Raw genomic sequence first — 22,668 nt, 5'->3', positions numbered from 1 at the left:
ACTAGTCGCGATTCGTAATGTGTGAGATTCATTTAATAAATCTGAGCATCTGCTCAGAGCAAGGAATATTTACATGTTCGAAAAACCAGTTGTTAAAACGTTTCAGTACGGCAACCACACTGTAACGCTAGAAACAGGTGTTATTGCACGTCAAGCGACAGCAGCAGTTATGGTTACTATGGATGACACCGCAGTATTTGTATCTGTTGTTGGTAAAAAAGAAGCGGTAGAAGGTCAAGACTTCTTCCCTCTAACTGTAAACTACCAAGAGCGTACGTACGCTGCAGGTAAAATCCCAGGTGGCTTCTTCAAGCGTGAAGGCCGTCCTTCTGAAGGCGAAACACTGACTGCTCGTCTAATCGACCGTCCTATTCGCCCTCTATTCCCAGATGCATTCAAAAACGAAGTTCAAGTTATCGCTACTGTTGTTTCAGTTAACCCTGATGTACAACCAGATATCGTAACTATGATTGGTACTTCAGCAGCGCTTGCTATTTCTGGTATCCCATTCAATGGCCCTATCGGTGCAGCTCGTGTTGGTCACATTGATGGTCAATTAGTACTTAACCCAAGCAACACTGAGCTTGCTGCGTCTAAGCTTGACCTTGTTGTTGCTGGTACTTCATCTGCAGTATTGATGGTTGAATCAGAAGCAGACAACCTAACTGAAGAAGAGATGCTTTCTGCTGTTGTATTTGGTCACGACCAACAACAAACAGTTATCAATGCTATCAACGAATTTGCAGCAGAAGTTGCAACTCCAGCATGGTCTTGGGAAGCTCCAGCAGAAAACACAGAGCTTAAAGCGAAAATCGCTGAGCTAGCTGAGACTAAACTTGTTGAAGCTTACCAAATCACTGAAAAAATGGCGCGTTATGACCGTATCCACGAAATCAGTGCTGAAGTGAATGAAAAGTTACTTGCTGAAGATGAAGAGCTGAACCTAAAAGAAGTTCACACTATTTTCCACGATCTAGAGAAAACAGTTGTACGTCGTAGCATCATCGCGGGTAACCCACGTATTGATGGTCGTGAGAAAGACATGGTTCGTGCACTTGATGTACGTACTGGTGTTCTTCCACGTACTCACGGTTCTGCGCTATTCACTCGTGGCGAAACTCAGGCGCTAGTAACGGCAACTCTAGGTACTCAACGTGATGCGCAAATCATTGATGAGCTAACTGGTGAGAAGAAAGATTACTTCCTACTACACTACAACTTCCCTCCATACTGTGTAGGTGAAACTGGTTTTGTAGGTTCTCCTAAGCGTCGCGAAATCGGCCACGGCAAACTGGCTAAGCGCGGTATTGCAGCTGTAATGCCTTCTCCAGAAGAGTTCCCGTACACAGTACGTGTTGTTTCAGAAATCACTGAATCAAACGGTTCATCTTCAATGGCATCTGTGTGTGGTACTTCACTGGCTCTTATGGACGCAGGTGTTCCAATCAAGTCTTCTGTTGCGGGTATCGCAATGGGTCTTGTTAAAGAAGGCGATGATTTCGTTGTTCTTTCAGACATCCTTGGCGACGAAGACCACCTAGGCGATATGGACTTTAAAGTAGCAGGTACTAACACTGGTATTACTGCTCTTCAAATGGACATCAAGATCGAAGGTATCACTAAAGAGATCATGCAAATTGCACTTAACCAAGCGCAAGGTGCACGAAAGCACATCCTGTCTGTGATGGATGAAGCTATCTCTGGTGCTCGTGACGATATTTCACAATTCGCTCCGCGTATCCACACAATGAAGATTAGCTCAGATAAGATCAAAGATGTTATCGGTAAAGGCGGCGCAGTTATCCGTCAGCTAACTGAAGAAACGGGTACAACGATCGAAATCGAAGATGACGGCACAATCAAAATTGCAGCAACTTCTGGTGAGCAAGCGCAAGAAGCGATTCGTCGTATTGAGCAAATCACTGCTGAAGTTGAAGTTGGTAAGATCTACACAGGTAAAGTTGCACGTCTCGCTGATTTCGGTGCATTCGTAACCGTTCTTCCTGGTAAAGATGGTCTTGTACACATTTCTCAAATCGCTGACCAGCGTGTAGAGAAAGTATCTGATTTCTTAACTGAAGGCCAAGAAGTTCAAGTTAAAGTACTTGAAATCGACCGCCAAGGCCGTGTTCGTCTGAGCATGAAAGAAGCAGTAGAAAAGCCAGTTGAAGCAGCTGCAACTGATTCTGCTCCAGAAGCGGAATAAGTTTACGCAAAAGATGGAATGCGAACTGTTTTCGCATTTTATCTAGAAAGCGTGTTATAAAGGGAGCGTGATTCGCTCCCTTTTTCATGCGTTTGGGGTATACAGGAGTATCTATTAGTGAAATGGTTCAAAACCGCAGCGGCCAGTGTAGCGTTAATGCTATTAGCTGGATGTGCGAACAATTCATCAGAATCGGATCAATCCTTACCTTGGGTTTATCCACCAATGGCTATTCCTTTACAGGCTAGTGTGCAGCAGGAAGTTCAAATAGCGCGTTTGACTCAGCTATTACAGCGCTCTGATTTAACCGACGAAGTTCGAGCAAAAATGCTTTTTGAACGTGGCAACGCTTATGACAGTGTCGGCTTACGTGATTTAGCTCGTTTAGATTTCACCCAATCGTTAGCGTTAAACCCCGCACAATCAGATATCTTTAATCTGTTAGGTGTTTATTACACTGAAACTGGTGAGTTCGATGCAGCTTACGAGTCTTTTGATTCAACATTAGAGCTTGATCCGAACAATGAATATGCAATGCGTAACCGAGCGGTTGCGCTTTATTACGGTGAGCGCCCACAGCTTGCATTCGATGAAGCTGACAAACACTATCAAATGGATCCTAACGATCCGTTTCGAGCTCTTTGGCGCTACATCATTAAAATGGATCTCGATCCAAATACTGCAAAAGCCGAGCTAAGCCAACAATTCAAATCTCACAATGAAGAGTGGGGATGGCTGTTGGTTGCTATGATGTTGGACGAAATATCTGAAGAGCAACTATTCAAAGCGATATTAGCGAGTACGCGTGACAACAATGTATTAGCTCAGCGTTTAACAGAAGCCTACTTCTACTTAGGTAAGCGTTATCACATGCAAGGTGATTATGCTCATGCTGTGTCACTTTATAAGTTGGCTATCTCGTTCAATGTGTATGAGTACGTAGAACATCGTTACTCGTTTATTGAGTTGGGGCGAATCTACAAAGATGTGCGCGAAGCTCAGCTAGCGAAAGAGAAAGCTGAGCTTACGGCTAACGAGTAACCTAAGTTAAATGAGAATAAAAAATCCAGTGTATTAGCACTGGATTTTTTATTTGCGTAACAAGAAAAGTTTTAGTTCGTTAATTCCAACCGGATAAGAACTTCTTCAGTAATATCGATAATCTCACCATATCCAACAATTGCACCGATTTCTTTCTCTAAGTTTTTGGCTTGATGGAGGCTGATTTGTGCCAGCTCATCAATATCTCGTCTCAACAGTACTGTGAATGGATCAAACACTGGAGCCCCGCAAAGTCTTAGAATGAAAATCTCGCCCATCAATTGTGCCTTTTGAATGAACTTGATGCGTTCGTTTGTATTGGCAAAATCTGATAACAATCGAGTCTCAACAGACTGGATGCGTGAGCCAAATTTGATTGCAGCAATATAGACTTCATTGTGTTGAGCTTCAGCACCATCAATTCGCTTCATTGGTGTCGCCAGTAAGGTGTTGGTGTGACCTTTAAAGATTGGCTCAAGGGATATTTGACCTTCTTGCCCCAATTTGGCCAGCAAAGCCAAGTGAGGTGGAAGAGGGTAATTTACACCAATCACTTTAGGCTTCAGGCTAGGACCGCTTTTCTCGACAAAAATTGGTGCGCTAACAATCTTATCCAGCAAAATATTGTGTAAGCCTTCAAGTAACTGTGGACTAGGCAGAACTTCTTCTTTTGCTTTTAACTTGTCTTGATTGCTTTCAATGATGCTATTGAAAAAAGCGATGGTTTTCATCGTTTGCGCATTTTCATCGATCACAAGATGCAACCGCTGTCCTTCAGGACTGATTCTAATTACCCGATATGGAACATTATTGAGAGGTAAATTTTTGTCGTACAGCTTCAACTCAAGATAATCGATGTTGATCATGTCCCCCGCTTTCAATTGTAAAGGGGTATTCACAATCACATTCAGTCCGCGTTTGGAAAGATCGACAGTGGCACCTTCTCCAAGAACTTGGTCATTGAAAATGACACTCACTGGGGTTTTCAGTGTGTAGCGAGGCTCTTTCCGGCGTGAGCGGGCATCAAAATAGATACCTGTAGGAGAGCCAATAACCTTACGGGGATGACGAAATGGGTTGAGATCACTGGTTGGCAGCTGAGGTTTGTCGACTAGTAAATAGTCCTTCGCCGAGCTGAAATCACTGATTTCTTGTAATACACCGCAGTGAGTGAGTTTTTGCGACTGGTTCGCAAGTTCACTGGAATGATTAGCCAGTTCTTCTCGCTCTGACTGAGAAAGCTCAAATACCGATAAACGGAAAGCTTTCCAACTTTCTTTACGTGCACCGACATGCCAAAACAGCTTACGTTGATCGCTAGTGGCTTCGGGCATCATCATCGAGAAGAAGAACGTCTTATCTTGATGTTCGTGTTTGAAAGCATAAAGGACATTATTACTGCCGCTTACACCTGGTTTGGTGAGCATGTCCATACGAGTCTGATTGAACAGACTACTTAAAGATTGTTGGTTTCGCTCGTCGTGCCAGTATTGCCAAAGCTGATGATTGTGTTCGGTGAGCAATGCCAATTTCAGTTCGCTACCACTGAAAAATACAGGCAAGTTACAAGTATGTTTTAAATAGCTGTGTTCGTAACCACGAGTCCGAGCGCGGATAATTTTATCTTGGTTGTCGTGACGGGCTTTCTGGCTGTTATTTTTTAGCGATTCTTCAATCACCTTTTCAATAATTAGGCTCTCTGACAGTTTCAAAGCACGCAAATACTTTATCGCGTCATTATCGTAAGATTCATCAACACCAAGAATACGATATTCAATCGGTTTGTTTAGCTCTTCCAGCTTGCTGCTTTTTGTGAGTTCGGTGAATTGAACCCAAATGGTATCACCAAGTTTGTAGTTGAATGCTGAAGGAACTTTGAATTTGGCGCCAGATGCTGATAAATCGACACTCAAACCGTGAACCACTTGCTCATTACTTGGCAGATGGATTTTGACCTGAGTATTAATCTTTAAGCGATTTTCTAAGCGTTTAAGGTCATAACCCAATTTAATCGGTTCAACTTCAAAGCTACCATCTACAGTGACACTCTTACCTTTGTTCAATGTGCCTTGCTGATTCATAACGCGAAAGTTGTTGCGAGTATTAATTAAATTCTCCCAAACCCCTTCGGTGTAACCGCCAAACTTCTTAACACTCTTGTGATAAGTATTAAATGCAACATCATCCAGCCAATGTTTTTTGCCGTCTAACTCATATTCTCTGCATTCACCTTGAACTCGCCCGCGTAAATCAATGCTTTTGGAGCATGGAGCCATGACTCGATTCAATTCCATCTTCACCAGAAGTTTGACAGACGGCGGCTGTCCCCCCGTGAATTTATTCAGGAGTTGCTCAAAGTCGGCTGATTTATAAGCGGGAATTAGCCGTTCAGCGAGGGAGAGAATTTCAGATTGCTGCATAGTTTTCTGTTAGAGTAATGTCCACTTAATAAAATCGGCATTGATAATGATTTCTTTAGCAATATGTTGCATTGATTCAACATATTATTAAAGTCTCTATGTCACAACTTAGATGAATTTGAGGAAGCATGGTAAAAGCAAAACGCGCTTACGTATGTAACGATTGCGGCGCAGATTTTCCCCGTTGGCAAGGTCAGTGTAACGCTTGTGGCGCATGGAATACCATATCTGAAGTAAGGCTGGCTGCTTCACCACAGGTTGCGCGTAATGAGCGACTCAGTGGTTATGCGGGAAGTGCTACAGAATCACAGGTTCAGACACTTTCAGAAATCAATCTACAGGAAGTTCCTCGTTTTAGTAGTGGCTTTAAAGAACTGGATCGTGTACTTGGTGGTGGTGTGGTGCCTGGCGCTGCAATTTTAATCGGTGGTAACCCTGGTGCTGGTAAATCTACACTTTTGTTACAAACCATGTGTTTGCTCTCACCTCAAATGCCTACGCTTTATGTCACTGGCGAAGAATCACTTCAACAGGTCGCAATGCGTGCATCTCGACTGGGGTTGCCTAAAGAGCATCTGAAAATGCTCTCTGAAACCAACGTTGATAAAATTTGTCAGGTCGCAGAAAAAGAGCAGCCAAGAATTATGGTGATTGACTCGATTCAGGTGATGCATGTTGCTGATGTTCAGTCATCTCCCGGAACGGTGGCTCAGGTCCGAGAATCAGCAACAACGTTGACTCGCTATGCAAAACAAAACAATGTTGCGGTATTTATTGTTGGTCACGTTACAAAAGATGGCTCTTTAGCTGGTCCGAAAGTACTGGAACACATTATTGACTGTTCAGTATTGCTTGATGGTGGTTCAGATACACGATTCCGAACTTTACGCAGTCATAAAAACCGCTTTGGTGCTGTCAATGAGCTTGGCGTATTTGCTATGACAGGCCAAGGGCTGCGCGAAGTAAGTAACCCATCTGCCATTTTCCTTTCTCGTGGAGAAGAAGAGACTTCAGGCAGTTCAGTGATGGTTGTATGGGAAGGTACACGTCCATTGCTTGTTGAAATACAGGCGCTGGTGGATTATTCGCAGTTGGCGAATCCAAGGCGAGTTGCAGTTGGGCTGGAGCAGAACCGTTTGTCACTATTGCTTGCGGTGTTGCACAAGCACGGTGGGCTGCAAATGGCTGACCAAGATGTGTTTGTCAATGTAGTAGGTGGCGTGAAAGTAACGGAAACCAGCGCTGACTTGGCATTATTGATGGCTCTTCTATCCAGTTTTCGTGACAAACCGCTACCGAAAGACGTTGTTATTTTCGGTGAAGTGGGGCTGGCCGGAGAAATTCGCCCGGTACCAAGCGGGCAAGAACGTTTGAATGAAGCGTTCAAACACGGCTTTAAAAGGGCCATTGTTCCTGCTGCAAATATGCCTAAAGGTGGTATTGCAGGAATGCAGATACATGGCGTTAAGAAGCTTTCAGAGGCAATTGAAGCATTTGATGAACTTTAGGTGTGTTATTCCCAAAGATGAAAGTCGAGAAAATATTTTTGATTTAGCTCGCGTCTTGGGATGGAATCGCCTATATTTCACGATCATTAGCTGTAGTTAAATATTTTTTAAGGGCAGCGGTTTGCGGGGGTATCAGTCTTGACAGATTGTGATATACTCTGCGCGCATTTTATATCCTATTAACAGAGTAAGACAATGGCAGATTTATCGAAATACAGAAACATTGGTATTTTCGCGCACGTTGACGCGGGTAAAACCACTACCACTGAGCGTATTCTTAAGCTTACTGGTAAAATCCATAAAACTGGTGAGGTTCACGATGGTGAATCTACTACAGACTTCATGGAGCAAGAAGCTGAGCGCGGTATTACTATCCAGTCAGCAGCTGTAACGTGTGAATGGAAAAATCACCGTCTAAACGTTATCGATACTCCTGGACACGTTGACTTTACAGTTGAAGTATACCGTTCACTTAAAGTTCTAGATGGCGGTATCGGTGTATTCTGTGGTTCTGGCGGTGTTGAACCTCAGTCAGAAACTAACTGGCGTTACGCTAACGAATCTGAAGTATCACGTATCATTTTCGTAAACAAACTAGACCGTATGGGTGCAGACTTCCTTAACGTTGTTGAGCAAGTTAAAAAAGTACTAGGTGCAAACCCACTAGTTATGACTCTACCAATCGGTCGTGAAGACGATTTCGTTGGTGTTGTTGACATCCTAAACCGCCAAGCATATGTGTGGGATGATTCTGGTCTACCAGAGAACTACGAAGTCAAAGAAGTTCCAGCAGACATGGTTGATGATGTAGAAACATACCGTGAAATGTTGATCGAAACTGCTGTTGAGCAAGATGACGAGCTAATGATGGCTTACATGGAAGGCGAAGAACCTTCTATCGAAGACATTAAGCGTTGTATCCGTAAAGGTACTCGTGACCTAGCGTTCTTCCCAACATTCTGTGGTTCTGCATTCAAAAACAAAGGTATGCAACTTGTTCTTGACGCAGTAGTAGATTACCTACCAAGCCCAACAGAAGTTGAACCACAAGATCTAACTAACCCAGAAACTGGTGAACCAACTGGTGAGAAAGCGATCGTTGACGCTGAACTTCCACTTAAAGCTCTTGCGTTTAAGATCATGGATGACCGTTTCGGTGCTCTAACATTCGTACGTATTTACTCAGGTCGCATTAAGAAGGGTGACACCATTCTTAACTCTGCAACTGGTAAAACTGAGCGTATCGGCCGTATGGTTGAGATGCAAGCGAACGATCGTACAGAGATCACTGAAGCTCAAGCTGGCGACATCATCGCTATCGTAGGTATGAAGAACGTGCAAACTGGTCACACTCTATGTGATCCTAAGCACGAATGTACTCTAGAGCCTATGATTTTCCCTGTACCAGTAATCTCAATCGCTGTAGCACCTAAAGATAAAGGTTCTACTGAGAAAATGGGTATCGCGATCGGTAAAATGGTTGCAGAAGATCCATCTTTCCAAGTTGAAACTGACGAAGACTCAGGTGAAACCATCCTTAAAGGTATGGGCGAACTACACCTAGACATTAAAGTAGACATCCTTAAGCGTACTTACGGTGTTGAACTGACTGTTGGTGCTCCTCAAGTTGCTTACCGTGAAACAATCACTAAAGCTGTTGAAGATAGCTACACGCACAAGAAACAGTCTGGTGGTTCAGGTCAGTTCGGTAAGATCGACTACCGCATCAAACCAGGTGAGCCAAACTCTGGCTTCACGTTCAAATCAACAGTTGTTGGTGGTAACGTACCTAAAGAATTCTGGCCTGCAGTAGAAAAAGGCTTCGAAAGCATGATGGATCACGGTGTTCTTGCTGGCTTCCCTACGCTAGACGTTGAAGTTGAACTGTTCGACGGTGGCTTCCACGCAGTTGACTCATCTGCTATCGCATTTGAAATCGCAGCGAAAGGCGCATTCCGTCAATCTATGCCAAAAGCTGGCGCGCAACTTCTTGAGCCAATCATGAAAGTTGACGTGTTCACTCCAGAAGATCACGTTGGTGACGTAATCGGTGACCTTAACCGTCGTCGTGGTATGATCAAAGACCAACAAGCTGGCGCTACTGGCGTACGTATCAAAGCAGACGTTCCACTATCTGAAATGTTCGGCTACATCGGTACACTACGTACAATGACTTCTGGTCGTGGTCAGTTCTCTATGGAGTTCGCACACTACGCACCATGTCCTGCTAACGTAGCAGAAAAAGTTATCGCTGAAGTTAAAGAGCGTAACGCTAAGAAATAATGCCTAATTAACTAGTCATTAGTTAAATAAGTGTTTTAAGCCCTATTCGTGAAAGCGAATGGGGCTTTTGTTTTATTGGTGATTCCAATACAAGCTTGAATCAAATGACGGAGAATAATTTATCTTAGGTGGGGTACGATGTTCTCTCCCAGATTAAAACTACTCATTCACTGGGAGAGAGGACGTTAGCGGTGGGTTAATTGACTTACTTTTCCCAGACGATCAATTGATCTTTAGGCCAGTTTTGTCCAATTTCATGATACTTTTTCTCTAAAACATGGCGCTTAATTTTTAACGTCGGCGTGAGAATACCATTGGCTATTGACCATGGTTCTTTGATCATCAAAACACCTTTAATTTGTTCGTGAGTCTCTACCTCAGAATTAATGCGTTTAATGATTTTCTCGGTCGTCCTTTCGTAACGCGAACGGTCAAAATTTGGAAATGCGTGAGGAACCACCAATAGTATTGGCGCTGGTAAGCCTAAACCAATCATGCACATCATTTCTACACGCGAATATTCAAACAGTTTCTTTTCAATAGGTACGGGTGCTACGAACTTACCTTTAGCTGTTTTGAAGGTGTCTTTCTTACGTCCTTGAATGCTGAGATAGCCGTCGCTATCTATCGAGCCAATATCACCCGTGTGCAGCCATCCTTCATTATCAAATGACTCTTTAGTTGCAATATCATTTTTGTAATAACCAGAGAACAGCCCTTTGCTGAGAACAAGAATCTCACCATCTTGAGCTATTTTTATTTTTACTCCAGGCCCTGCATTACCGACGGTACCAATTTTATCTGCGCGGAAAGGGTAGTTGATAGTGCTGTATGCAAATGATTCTGTCATTCCCCAGGCTTCGGTTATGTTTAATCCCACTTGGTGATACCAACTAAGCAAAGAAGGAGAGACAGGTGCAGAACCACAGCCTAATATCCTTGCATTGTCTAACCCTAAACCATCGGCTATCTTGCGTTTGACTATTGAGTTTACAAACGGAATTTTCAGCAATAAGTTGAGCTTTCGCTGAGGAAGTTTATCTAGAATTCTTTGCTGGAACAGTGTCCATAAACGTGGCACCGAAATAAAGAAGGTTGGACGGTGCATTCTGACGTCTTCAATAAACGTATCAAGTGATTCAGGAAAGGCCGTTTGGACCCCACCCTGTATAGAGGTTCCGAAAATGTACACACGTTCGGTGATGTGTGCTAACGGTAGATAAGAGAACAAACGATCGTTGTCTTCGATCTGTATCAGATCTATTAATTGCTGGACAGACCAAGTAAAAGCTCCGTAGGTGAGCATAGCGCCTTTAGGCTGACCTGATGTTCCTGATGTATAGACCAATGACATCAGCTTATCATCGTGATGCTGAGCTCTTTCTGTGCTTGGTGGGTACTGTTTAATTAGCTCTTGATACTCGTATTGGCATTTTGGAGCAGAACTGTAAGGTAAAGCGATACTGACGATGTTCGGCGTTGCCTTCATAGCTTCAATAACCGCTTCATTATCATCCAGCTTACCGATGATTATGTGTTGGCTGCCGCTATGATTCAGGCAGTATTCGATTGTGTCAGAACCTGCGGTTGGAAAAATGGGAACGCTGATATAGTCACCGAGCATCATCGCCAAATCGCAAATAAACCACTCCGCACAGTTTTTAGAAACAAGCGCGACTTTATCGCCGGGCTTGGCTCCTAGGGCTCGCAATGCTGAAACCAAGCGCAAAGCCTTGTCTGCAACATCTGCATAAGTAAATTCGACGAATTTTCGGTTGATTATCTGTTTCAGATAAACGTCATTAGGTCGCTCTTCGGCCCATTTCAAAATCATTTCGTTTGGTGGTGGGAGAGAGCAGTAAGGTTGATGTGACTCATTTGGCAGAATCATGTTCGAACTCCATACAACAGCCTATTATTGTTATAAAAATGTTAATTCAACTTAACATTAGCACGGGTTTGTTGGTTCGAAAAAGATCAAAACGTGAAAATTTGTAAATTTAAGGAGCGTTGATTTGCCTAAACACTCCCGGACTGATACCTGTTTTCTTCTTAAAAATACGGGAAAAATACGATACATCATGATACCCGCACTGATAGGCAACAAAGGCGATTTTCGCATTTGGCTCTTCGAGTAGAAGTCGCTTTGCAAGTGTGATTCTCTTGCTACAAATGTAATCTCTGAAGCTTACCCCCACCATTCTTTTGAACAGCTTGGAAAAATAGGAGATTGAGTAGTGGCAATAGCTTGCGACATCTTCTTCCCTAATTTCTTGAGTAAGGTTGAGATCAATATGTCGCAATATGTCTAACATCTCCTTACTCATTGTATGAGGATGTGGCGGAGTATGTTGTAACCTTGGATCCAAGGATCTTCGGCCAGAAGAAAAACTGAGATTTAGCTTTTCACTGATCAAACTCGCTGCGATATGAGGATCTTCTTTTGATATATCAATAATGCCAAAAATCGCTTCGTTTCTATTAATTGAGTTTAGAAAGTTCCCTTCATGAATAACGACCAAATACTTGTTGAGATTCGCACAAATCCTTAGCGCCGTGAGCAATAACTCTTGGCATTTATCTCTGTGCAGAAAAAACACTGCATAGTGGATGTTGGGTTCACTTAAAACAGAGACATCGTTGCCGTGTTCAATCACGGTAAAAAAAGAGTTACATGCGTGTTGCGCTCTCAGGGGCAATTGATTCACAGGGCTTCCAAGCCAGTGAGCGACATGTTTTGTTGCCATAAGTGAGTTTTTATCCTTCCGTAGATAATCAACTAGGTTCTTAGCTTCTTTTTGTCAGAATAATGTCAGCATTGTCATTTTGTTGTCATGGTAATGTAAGCGTAGAGTTGTGACTGGAAAGTGCAAGTTGTCATCTAAAAGTTGTAGGTTTTACCTAGAGAAATGGCGTGTTGATGTAAGTATTAATAGTGATATTGCTTCATATTGTTGATGTAATTTTTTTCAATAATTTCAAGAATGAGAAAGTACAAGTATAAATAGTGTGGCTTGTAATCTAGGTAATATGCTCAGCTCTAACTGTTTGTCTCAACTTATTTGAAACTTGTTTTATAAAGGCTTTGCTATGAATTTAACACTTTGTAGTTAGTACAAATCCATCCTAAAGGTTGAGCTGTTTTTCCTATGATGACCGATTTTAAGTATAAAAAAGTGCCAAAAGAGAACAAAAAAGTCCTAACCGCAAACTTAAGAACTCTCTACATTAGAAATGAGCCATTTATTAAGGAGGCCTCTAATGAATAAGTTTATTGAACAAGCCAAAGCCTTTTGGCAAGACGAAGACGGTCTTAGTGCTGTTGAATATGTTGTGGCTGGTGCACTTGTTGTGGGTGTTTTAGTTGTTGGTTTTACTTCATTGGGAGGAAGACTAGACGAAGCTTTAGATGGATTAAATGCTGACTTAAATACAGGTGGATTAACTGATGCAACTGCAGATTAGCAGTTACATATTCATAACTCTGATTGTTAATGTATTTAAACTGATAAGTGGAAGTACTTTTGTAAGTGCTTCCTCTAACTTTATTAGAAAGCGCTAGGCTACGTAATGAAAAAGATACTATCTTTATGGCAAAGCGAATCAGGGTTAAGTGCGGTTGAGTACATTGTTGCTGGTTCGTTGTTAATCGCAGTATTAGTCGCGGGATTCGCAGTATTGGGTCCTGTTATTGATAACCGCTTTTTGTTTCTTCGTAATGCTTTGAATTGGGAATGAACTGGTGAACTGGATTGTGCTTTATCCGTCTATATTTACTTGGGTAATTCTTTTTATTATTGGTGTTTATGATGCCCGTGAACATCGCATTCCGAATTTTTGGGTTTTATTGCTATTAAGTGTGGCTATTGTCGTTTCGTTAGGTTCCCCTATCGATATCAGCGAGCGGTTATACGGCTTTGCCCTATTATTTATATTGATGTTGTTGCTTTACTTAGTTGGTGGTGTTGCTGCAGGCGATGTCAAATTAGCTGCTGTGATTGGATATATATTGGGTTGGGAGGAGTTGGCTAGCTACAGTTGGGCATTTGCTTTTAGTTGTTTGTTTATAGGTGTGATGTACCAATTGATTAAACGTTTAACAACTGATGTGCAATACGGGTACTTAGGATATCAAGCCGTTTTAGTGAGTGTTAGTTTTAAAAGTATGAAGCCGATGCAAACCAATGCCACTTATATGCCTCTAGCTCCGGTAATGATTGTTGCTTTAGCTATAAACAGTTATTTCTCTCATTTTTCATAAAGCCTATCTTTTATAGAGACAAGGGAGTCTCAAATGGAATCAGAGGTCAATGAAGTTGTAAAGATCAAGCCAAGTGAAAAAGGAGTTTTAACTCCTCAGGCTGCCGCGCCTAAAGTTCCTACTACTTTTGATGAGCTTCATATTCCTCAAGCTGTTCTTGAGAATTTACTACTTAAACAGCTAGCGGCTTACCCTAAATCTGACATTTTGCAGCTCACTCGCTTGATGGCAATCAGCAGCCATATGATCGAAGAGTTGATTGACGTTTTACGCAAAAAATCATTGGTTGAAGTATATCAAGCTGAATCCAATTCTTATCTTGCCCAATCTTCTGGTCATGTTCGCTATGGTCTATCTGAAACCGGAATGCAGGAAGCGGACAACGCTTTTGCGCGTGATGCCTATTTGGGGCCGGCTCCGGTTTCCTTACAAGACTACACTGCAATGGTTAAGGCTCAGGATGTACGTGCTAAATTGGTCACTCGTCCAGATGTAACTAGGGCAATGAGTGATGTGTTTGGCGCTGAAAGAATGATCTCGGTTTTAGGCCCTGCTATCAATTCTGGCCGTGCATTATTATTGTACGGTGATGCAGGTACTGGTAAAACCTATGTCGCTACTCGGCTACTAAATTCGCTAAATACCTCGGTCTATATTCCTTATGCGGTTTATGCGGCGGGAAATATCATCAAAGTTTTATCTCAGCAGCACCATAAACCAGTAGTGAGTAAAGATTCACAGTTGGTAAGCCTGACTTACAAAGACCAGTATGATGGTCGATGGGTGCTGTGTGAACGCCCTAGCATTCAAGTCGGTGGAGAACTGACCATGGATATGCTGGAAGTCAATCATTCAGAGCACAATCGGGTTTGGATGGCACCTCTTCAGATGATGGCGAACAATGGAATATTGGTTATCGATGATTTAGGGCGTCAACCTATGCCTGTGGATACCATACTGAACCGTTGGATTGTGCCAATGGAGTATTTTTTTGACCACTTGTCCTTGCCTAACGGACAGCAAATCACCATCCCATTCATTCTTACTCTAGCGTTCTCTACTAACCTAGATCCTGAAAAAATCAGTGATCCTGCTTTTTTACGTCGATTGGGATACAAAATACAATTTCATCCGCTTGAGCGTTCTGAGTATCACGCTCTGTGGGAAAACATGGCGATTAGTAGAGCACTAACTGTTCAACCAGCATCTTTTGATAGTTTGTATGATCTGCACAGAATACATAGTGTGGGTTTTTATCCTTGTCTACCGAAAGACATTATAGGAATCAGTCGAGACATCATTGCATTTGAAGAAGCCACCTCTGTGATTACTCCTGAAATATTGAAACGAGCTTGGGAGGTTTACTTCACTGCTGATGGTAAAGGAGGAGGCGCTCGATGAGTCGCAATCAAATAATCCTGTTATTTTTACTTTCAATTATCTTCGGTTTGGGTGCAGTATTTTTTGCTAAGCAATGGATGGATAGGCAATCACAGCCTCAAACTGAAGTTGAAGTTGTTGAGCGAGAACCAGTTGTGGTGGCAGCCATTGAAGTGCCTGCAGGCACTATTCTTGACGAGCAACACTTTACCACCAAATTACTGGAAAAAGCGTGGCGTTCGGAAAATCAGTTTTCTGATGTTGCGGAGTTGGTTGGTATGGTTGCCGCAGACAACTTATACCCAGATGAAATTATTATTGCTCAACATGTGAATGCTCCAGGGCAAGGCGCAACGCTCGCAACACTCATTCCTGAAGATAAGCGAGCTGTGACGATTCGAGTCAATGATGTTATCGGTGTAGCAGGATTTCTTCTTCCGGGAAATCGGGTTGATATTCTTAGCACTGTGAAATACGGACAAAACTCAGCATCTACAACCACCGTTTTGAAAGATATCAAAGTGTTGGCGGTAGACCAGACGGCCAGAACCAAAGAAAACAAACCGATTATTGTTCGTGCTGTAACTCTTGAAGTAACGCCTAAAGAAGCAGAAAAATTACTGAGTGCGAATACCAAAGGGGCTATACAACTGGCTCTGCGTAATCCACAAGCAATAGAACCGAAAGTTGTTCAACCGTATGTTGCTCCACGAGTGACAATCATTAAAGGAACGAATTCATCAAGTGTTCGGGTCAGGGAGTGAGGTGAGTGATGAAAAAAATAATAACGGCACTTACACTGTGTTTTGCACTAAGTCACTGGGTCATAGCGGCTACTCAAAGCGGTAAAACGGTCAATGTTCCACATCATAAATCGACCTTTGTTGAACTTGCTGGCAAAGCGACACGAGTTTCTTTGGGCGATCCTGATGTTCTCGATATTGTGATGTTAAAAGCGGATGAACTGTTTTTAATCGGTAAAAAACTGGGTTCGACCAACTTGATGGCATGGGATAGTCGAGGTCAGTTAATTGAGTCGATCAATATTGAAGTGACTCATGATGTAAACAATCTCAAGGCCAAGCTGTTTGAGATAATGCCGGATGAAACCGTGAGTGTGCAAAGTGCACAAAATCGTCTGATTTTAAGTGGACAGGTAAGCTCACTAGAAAAAATGAACTTAGCATTACGCTTGGCTGAAACTTATGCTGCGGGTCAGGCCGCAGATAGTGAAACTGCAACTCGTAATGAGGAAAGCGGTAGCACTGGTGTGGTTAACCTAATGACTATAGGTGGTGCTCAGCAAGTGATGCTTGAAGTAACCGTAGCAGAAGTGCAACGCAGCTTAGTGCGACGTTTTGGTACCAACTTTAATTTCTTTCAGACCAACGGCAACTTCTCAATTGGTGGTACCTCTGTTGGTGGCGGTTTCCTTGGTGTAAACCCTGTGCTCGGTGTGCCTCTGGCGGAAAGCACAGGCGTCCTATCTTCGTTTATTGATGGGAATACTCTGTTTACTTTAGCTCTTGATGTCGCAAAAGAAACTGGGGTAGCCAAGGTTTTGGCTGAGCCAAATCTAACCGCTTTAAGTGGCGCTAAAGCCGAATTTTTAGCTGGGGGGGAATTCCCGATTCCTGTACCTGGTGAAGAAGGTATTACCATCGAATATAAAGAGTACGGTGTAGGAGTGAAATTTATACCGACTATTCTCAGTGATAAGAAAATTAACTTAAACTTGGCCGTTGATGTGAGTGAGATAGCGACTTCCACAACTTTGTCTTTAAGTACGGCTGGAACTAATGCCACTTACTATATTCCGCCAATTACCCGTCGAAGTGCTTCTTCTACACTGGAGTTGGCTGACGGGCAAACTATTGGTATTGCAGGTCTTCTTAGTGAAAATGTCCGAGACTCAGCTTCTAAGTTTCCGGGGATAGGGGATGTGCCAGTTTTGGGGCAGCTATTTGGAAGTCAGTCATATATTTCTGGAGAAACTGAGCTAGTCATTTTGGTTACGCCGAGACTGGCTAAACCTATCGATCGTTCTAGAATTAAATTACCGACTGATGCTTTCGTTGAGCCAAACGATGTTAAATATTACCTATTAGGTCGAGGCGCATATATCGCTAAACCGGATGAGGTACATCGTGCCGAGCCTCAGCAATATGACGAGTTGCAGGACAACTCTCGAGGTGGTGCTGAAGGATCATTTGGTCACGATATGTAAGGAGAAGCTTCAAATGAAATACACATCATTAATATTAGTGTCGTTGAGCTTTTTGCTTACTGGTTGTGCCAATCAACATCGTTTGGGAACACACGTTGCCCAGCTTAGGGTGCAACAAACCTATGACACGTCAGCCACTCTCAATAACTTAGAAGTTATACCATCTGGTAATGGTGAGCGGATGGAAGACGCTTACAGTGCATATACTGGCAAAAGTGGTGAAACTCTAGAGGGCGGCTCTAGCAGCCAAGTGCTGTTAGGCTTTAATTAAGTTGAGGCCAATATGAAAACACATCACCCAGTTCGCAGTATGCGAAAACAGCGAGGTCTGGTTGCTGTGATTGTAACAATCGCACTGTTTTCCTTTATGGGGATTGCAGCGTTAGCCGTTGATATCAACCATGCGCTCATGAACCGTACTAAATTGCAAAACAGTGTTGACTCCGCAGCATTAGCTGCGGCGTTGGTACTTGATCGTTCTGACTTTACCAATGGCACAGCAGCAAGCGCTTTGGCTATCGCATCAGGAGCAGCCAAAGATGCTCTCGCTCAAATGGCGACGGCAGACGGAAATGCTGAGTTAGATTTTGTCTCCGCACCTGTTGAAGTCAATATTACCTTGGCAAACCGAGCTGATTTGACCGGAGGATATGATCCAGCAGGAGATGATCATTATGTAAGGGTTGCGGTAAACAACTTATCTTTGAACAGTTTTGTCATGCAGATGTTTGGTCTTAATAAACAGTTATCTGCCAGTGCTGTTGCTGGACCTAGTGCGGGCGGGGGCAGCTGTAATCTGGTTCCTATGGCTGTATGTGAAATAGACCCTAGTGACACAAGTAACTCGGGCTATGAGTACAACAGTATTTATGCACTTAAGCTAGCTACCAACAACTCCGAAATGGGGCCGGGCAATTTTCAGTTACTTAATTATGACCCTGATGATCCCAACACGCCCTCGGAAACAGAGAGTTATAAGCTCAGTGAGCAATTAGCAGGAGCATACAAAGGATGTACGGTTCCGGGGAAAACTGTTCGTTCAAAACCGGGTAATACCGTAGGGCCTGTTGGTGACGGTCTCAATATGCGGTTTGGTGATAGATCTAACCTCGATGCTGTGCTTTTTCCTGCTGACTCAAATACCACCGAAGCTGAACTCAATGATATTTATAAGAATGATCATAAGGATGTAAACACGATAACGGATGTGTTTGAAAAAATAGCGGAAGCGGAGACCGCATTAGCGACCAATGTGAACCCCAAAAATAACAAAGAACTTACTGATGCAGAGGTCGCTCAATATGAAGCAGTCTTGGCTGACTATCCACTTAATAGCCAAGAAGATCTGACTTTTAACTATGAGCAATACCAAAATACAGGTAATGACCGACGTCGTTTAGCAGTACCTATCATAGATTGCAGTGCCGACGCTTATGGTGATCCTTCTCCTACAGGGGCGAGTGATTACAACGTGAAATCAGTGGGTTGTTTTTTCTTGTTGCAACGCGCGCCGACCAATAACGGAGATAAGCAACAGATATACGGAGAGTATTTGGAAAAATGCCCAACGCCGAATGTTCCTTATAACGGTGTCAGCAATAGCTTAGGTACTTATCGTATTGTGCTCTATGACGATCCTTTCAATAAGGAGTCCTGAAATGCGTAGTTTTGTCGATAAACAATCGGGTATTGCCGCAGTAGAGTTTTTGGTCACGTTACCAGTATTGTTGTTCATATTTACTGTGGTCATTGAATTTGGTAACGCTTTTATTCGCTACAGCACTTTAAACAAATCTGTACAAAATGCCGCCCGTTACGCTGTGGTGGATATCTATGGCACAGCCACATCAGGTTCGATTGCGAATGAAAGTGACATCAAGAAAATGGTGATGTACGGAAAGACGTCTTTTGAGCAAGGCGAAAAGCCGACAGCTGTTCTTGACTCACTGACACTTGATAACATTTCCGTGATCCCTGTGGGAAATTACGTGGTAATCAGTGCGAACTATGATTACCAGCCGATTCTTAATCTACTTCCTATTGATGCACTGGATAATTTAACTGTTCGTTCTTCAGCAGTGATGAGGGTTGCGCCATGAGGAGATTACGTAATCAACAAGGTATCACCATCGTCGAGTTTACACTGGTCGCTTCTACATTACTGTTGCTTGTATTTGCCATTTTGGAGCTCGGATACTTTACTTTTAACTTACAAGCTTTGAATGACTTAACTCGAAGAGCTGCTCGTATCGCGACAGTTTGTCAGGTTGATGACGGTGATGTAATACGCAGTTTGACAATGTCAGAATTTGTGCCCAAAGGATTTACTAACGAAAATCTGAAGATCGATTATCTGGATGCTGAAGGAGTATCAGTGCCAAATGTTTTGGCCGATGATGCACCGATTCATTATGTTAAAGCGGAAGTTGTTGATTACAACTATGGATTTTCAGGAATACTCAATTTTCTCGGAGATAATGGTGTCATATCGGTTCCTGCATTTGAAACAGTTTTGGTCAGAGAGTCATTAGGGGTAGGGCGACTTGATTCATCAACAGGTGATAAAGTTTATATTGACTGCAAATAAAAATAATCAAGGGAGCCCCTATGGGAGAAGCAGTTAAATTGTCTCGTGGTGACAGCAATAACATTCGAATAAAGACCAATTTGTCTATATGGATTTTGTATTCAAGTGATGCATTCAAGTTACATATGATGAATGAGCTGTCTCAGTGTAATAGTTTAAATTTTGAAGCTATATCGCTTCATGGTGTTGTTGCTGACAGTTTTAAACACTTTACGCCACCGGACCTTATTTTTGTAGAAACAGGTCCCAACTGGGCACAAAAAGTAGTGGAATTGCAAAATTACGACGGGCCAATGATTGAAGATAGTGAAGTTAGTACTTCATTAATTATATTTGGTGACGAGAGTGATAATGGGGCTTTAAAAATAGCTCTTCGCCTAGGTGCTACAGACTTTATATCTGATCAAGCCACAATTTTGGATTTAATGCCTCTGTTGAAAAATGTTGCTGAGGAAAAAATAGCGGCACGCAAACTTGGGCAACTGTTTGTATTTATTAATACTAAAGGAGGCTCTGGTGCGACAACAATAGCTTTAAATACGGCGGTTGAAGTTGCCATGCACCATAGAGAAAAAGTGTTATTGCTGGATTTGGATATTCACTTTGGTGTTGTCATGGATTATCTCAATATTAATCCAGCTTATAGCATTAACGACGCCATTGCGAACGCGTCAGATTTAGATGAAATTTCATTGCATGCTTTAGTCTCTAAGCATCCATCTGGTTTACATGTATTAAGTTTTAAACATGAAAATCATAATGAAAATTTTGATAAAGCGATGCAGATGGGTAAGTTATTACCAACGTTATTGGAATACTATCCTTATGTATTTGTTGATCTTTCCGGTGGTGTCGACCGAATGTTTTCTCCTATTTTGTCGCGAGCTAGTAAAACATTTTTGGTCACGCAACAAAATTTAGTCGCGGTCAAAAACATGTCTCGTATTCTAAAGGCAATGACCTTTGAATACGGTATTCAGCGCGATCAAATTGAAATAATCCTTAATCGCTATGAAAAACGTCAGCAAATACGACTGAAAGATATCGAACAGACGATTTCAGGAGTTCCAATACATGTTATCCCTAATGATTTTAAAGCGGCTATTGAAAGTGCCAACTTAGGGAAACCATTTGTAGAGTCGAGAAAAGGTAGCTCAATTACTAAATCGGTAGTGGATTTATCACAAACATTAGCGCCAGTTAAAGAGAAAAAAGGGTGGCTGAGACGTCTATTTTCCTGATGGATTAGGGAGAGGGTATGTTTTTTAAACGTAAGAATATTAGTTCTGATTTTCAAGAGGAGCTTTTAAAAGAAGAAAGCACCCCAAAAGCTGATATACCAGTAAAGCCTAAATCTAGTCCTGCACTGGGAAATCAAGAAAAGAGTGAAGCACCTAAACAGGATGAGAGCCCTCTTCAGCGCAAATTGCGTGAAGCCGAAGCAAAAAACAAACAAATCGATGATACCCGTAAGCAGCTTGAACAGGAGCAAGCAACGAAACACTATTATCATCGCCGGCTACTCGAAACATTAGATTTGGCATTGCTTTCTAGCTTGGAAAAAGACAGGGCTAAGAAAGATCTCCATGATGCAGTGGTTCAGCTAATGGCAGAAGACCAAAGTCATGCTTTGAGTGCAGAGGGTCGCAAACGTGTCATAAAACAGATCGAAGATGAAGTGTTTGGTTTGGGGCCTCTAGAGCCACTTTTAAATGATTCATCGGTTTCAGATATTCTGGTTAATGGAGCAAAAAGTGTCTATGTTGAGCGCCGAGGCAAACTAGAAAGAACGCCTTATACCTTTCTCGATGACCGACATCTACGTAGCATCATTGACCGAATTGTTAGCCAGGTTGGTCGTCGTATCGATGAATCGTCTCCTATGGTCGATGCCCGCTTAGCTGATGGTTCCCGTGTCAACGCGATTATCCCACCATTGGCACTTGATGGACCTTCAGTTTCTATTCGCCGTTTTGCTGTCGATAAGCTCACTATGGATAACTTGTTATCCTTTAACTCTATTTCAGAGCAAATGGCAAAGTTTGTCGAAGCAGCCGTTAAAGGCGAACTCAATATTCTTATCTCTGGTGGTACTGGTTCAGGAAAAACCACCACTTTGAACATATTCTCAGGCTTCATTCCTAGTGACGATCGAATCATTACCATAGAAGACTCCGCTGAGCTTCAATTACAGCAACCTCATGTTGTTCGTCTAGAAACCCGCCCTGCAAACTTGGAGGGTAAAGGTGAAATTACCCAGCGTGATTTAGTTAAGAACTCACTACGTATGCGACCTGACAGAATTGTATTAGGTGAGGTTCGGGGCAGTGAAGCGGTTGATATGTTGGCGGCAATGAATACGGGGCACGATGGTTCGCTTGCAACCATTCACGCCAATACTCCTAGAGATGCCTTGAGCCGTGTGGAAAATATGTTTGCGATGGCTGGCTGGAACATCTCTACCAAAAACTTACGGGCACAAATTGCTTCTGCGATTCATTTGGTTGTTCAGATGGAGCGTCAGGAAGACGGTAAACGGAGAATGGTCAGTATTGCCGAAATCAATGGAATGGAAGGTGACATCATTACCATGTCAGAAATTTTCAAATTTCAACGCCAAGGCATGGATGAGGAAGGCAATGTCATCGGATTTTTTACTGCGACCGGAGTCATCCCACAGTGCCATGATTCATTGTCTAAACGTGGTTGGCATTTACCTTACGAAATTTTTAATGAAACCTTTGAATAAGGGGTA

19 protein-coding genes are annotated in these 22,668 nt (G+C 42.6%); 16 read left to right on the top strand and 3 right to left on the bottom strand.

All coding sequences use genetic code 11. From position 1 onward, the window contains the following. The first annotated feature begins 73 nt into the window (after positions 1–73). Together pnp and nlpI are read left to right on the top strand one after the other, a co-directional pair. Positions 74–2,206: a polyribonucleotide nucleotidyltransferase gene (gene pnp, locus L3V23_RS12985; RefSeq protein WP_042484379.1), complete on the top strand. Its 2,133-nt coding sequence runs from the start codon at positions 74–76 to the stop codon at positions 2,204–2,206. Between the two features lie 117 nt (positions 2,207–2,323). Beyond that, positions 2,324–3,247: a lipoprotein NlpI gene (nlpI, locus tag L3V23_RS12980; RefSeq protein ID WP_042484376.1), complete on the top strand. Its 924-nt coding sequence runs from the start codon at positions 2,324–2,326 to the stop codon at positions 3,245–3,247. Positions 3,248–3,318: 71 nt separating this feature from the next. Here nlpI and L3V23_RS12975 read toward each other — a convergent pair whose 3' ends face one another. After that, positions 3,319–5,667, bottom strand: coding sequence for a PilZ domain-containing protein (locus L3V23_RS12975; protein WP_102966230.1), 2,349 nt, complete (start codon positions 5,665–5,667; stop codon positions 3,319–3,321). A gap of 128 nt (positions 5,668–5,795) precedes the next feature. Here L3V23_RS12975 and radA point away from each other — a divergent pair, with 128 nt between their 5' ends. After that, positions 5,796–7,175: a DNA repair protein RadA gene (radA, locus tag L3V23_RS12970; protein WP_042484372.1), complete on the top strand. Its 1,380-nt coding sequence runs from the start codon at positions 5,796–5,798 to the stop codon at positions 7,173–7,175. Between the two features lie 195 nt (positions 7,176–7,370). Next, a complete protein-coding gene (gene fusA / locus L3V23_RS12965) occupies positions 7,371–9,458 on the top strand; it encodes an elongation factor G (RefSeq protein WP_042484369.1) in 2,088 nt (695 codons plus the stop codon). A 205-nt stretch (positions 9,459–9,663) separates the two neighbouring features. Here fusA and L3V23_RS12960 read toward each other — a convergent pair whose 3' ends face one another. Together L3V23_RS12960 and L3V23_RS12955 are read right to left on the bottom strand one after the other, a co-directional pair. Beyond that, positions 9,664–11,349: an AMP-binding protein gene (locus L3V23_RS12960; RefSeq protein WP_102963255.1), complete on the bottom strand. Its 1,686-nt coding sequence runs from the start codon at positions 11,347–11,349 to the stop codon at positions 9,664–9,666. 109 nt (positions 11,350–11,458) lie between these two features. Then, positions 11,459–12,205 carry an AraC family transcriptional regulator gene (locus L3V23_RS12955; protein WP_102963256.1) on the bottom strand — a complete coding sequence of 249 codons (747 nt, stop codon included), beginning with the start codon at positions 12,203–12,205 and terminating at the stop codon, positions 11,459–11,461. 514 nt (positions 12,206–12,719) lie between these two features. Between L3V23_RS12955 and L3V23_RS12950 the strand changes: the two genes are divergently transcribed. From L3V23_RS12950 to L3V23_RS12895, 12 genes are all read left to right on the top strand, one after another. Then, complete coding sequence (locus L3V23_RS12950) at positions 12,720–12,923, top strand: Flp family type IVb pilin (RefSeq protein ID WP_237292414.1); 204 nt, start codon at positions 12,720–12,722, stop codon at positions 12,921–12,923. Between the two features lie 105 nt (positions 12,924–13,028). After that, the gene (locus L3V23_RS12945) at positions 13,029–13,196 is read left to right on the top strand and encodes a Flp family type IVb pilin (RefSeq protein WP_102966231.1); all 168 of its coding nucleotides are present in this window, start codon (positions 13,029–13,031) and stop codon (positions 13,194–13,196) included. A gap of 4 nt (positions 13,197–13,200) precedes the next feature. Then, on the top strand, positions 13,201–13,719 hold the full coding sequence (locus L3V23_RS12940; RefSeq protein ID WP_180980313.1) for an A24 family peptidase: 519 nt from the start codon (positions 13,201–13,203) through the stop codon (positions 13,717–13,719). A 33-nt stretch (positions 13,720–13,752) separates the two neighbouring features. Then, positions 13,753–15,120 carry an AAA family ATPase gene (locus L3V23_RS12935; protein WP_102966233.1) on the top strand — a complete coding sequence of 456 codons (1,368 nt, stop codon included), beginning with the start codon at positions 13,753–13,755 and terminating at the stop codon, positions 15,118–15,120. After that, a complete protein-coding gene (gene cpaB / locus L3V23_RS12930) occupies positions 15,117–15,863 on the top strand; it encodes a Flp pilus assembly protein CpaB (RefSeq protein ID WP_102954134.1) in 747 nt (248 codons plus the stop codon). The genes L3V23_RS12935 and cpaB overlap by 4 nt, the downstream gene beginning before the upstream one ends. Before the next feature lie 8 nt (positions 15,864–15,871). Further along, positions 15,872–17,326: a type II and III secretion system protein family protein gene (locus L3V23_RS12925; RefSeq protein ID WP_102966234.1), complete on the top strand. Its 1,455-nt coding sequence runs from the start codon at positions 15,872–15,874 to the stop codon at positions 17,324–17,326. 13 nt (positions 17,327–17,339) lie between these two features. Continuing rightward, positions 17,340–17,597, top strand: a complete 258-nt coding sequence (locus tag L3V23_RS12920; RefSeq protein ID WP_102966235.1) for a hypothetical protein — start codon at positions 17,340–17,342, stop codon at positions 17,595–17,597. 12 nt (positions 17,598–17,609) lie between these two features. Further along, positions 17,610–18,983, top strand: coding sequence for a pilus assembly protein TadG-related protein (locus L3V23_RS12915; protein ID WP_102966236.1), 1,374 nt, complete (start codon positions 17,610–17,612; stop codon positions 18,981–18,983). Position 18,984: 1 nt separating this feature from the next. After that, positions 18,985–19,425 (top strand): TadE family protein, encoded by a 441-nt coding sequence (locus L3V23_RS12910; protein ID WP_102954138.1) that lies wholly within the window; start codon positions 18,985–18,987, stop codon positions 19,423–19,425. Beyond that, positions 19,422–19,913 (top strand): TadE family protein, encoded by a 492-nt coding sequence (locus L3V23_RS12905; protein WP_102966237.1) that lies wholly within the window; start codon positions 19,422–19,424, stop codon positions 19,911–19,913. The genes L3V23_RS12910 and L3V23_RS12905 overlap by 4 nt, the downstream gene beginning before the upstream one ends. A gap of 20 nt (positions 19,914–19,933) precedes the next feature. Further along, on the top strand, positions 19,934–21,154 hold the full coding sequence (locus L3V23_RS12900) for an AAA family ATPase (protein WP_180980314.1): 1,221 nt from the start codon (positions 19,934–19,936) through the stop codon (positions 21,152–21,154). A 17-nt stretch (positions 21,155–21,171) separates the two neighbouring features. Continuing rightward, on the top strand, positions 21,172–22,662 hold the full coding sequence (locus tag L3V23_RS12895) for a CpaF family protein (RefSeq protein ID WP_102966238.1): 1,491 nt from the start codon (positions 21,172–21,174) through the stop codon (positions 22,660–22,662). Positions 22,663–22,668 lie beyond the last annotated feature (6 nt).

Source organism: Vibrio sp. A1-b2, from assembly GCF_021726015.1.
Taxonomy (GTDB): Bacteria; Pseudomonadota; Gammaproteobacteria; order Enterobacterales; family Vibrionaceae; genus Vibrio; species Vibrio diazotrophicus.
The sequence above is the reverse complement of the archived record's forward strand: the minus strand, read 5'-3'. Positions and strand labels throughout refer to the sequence as shown.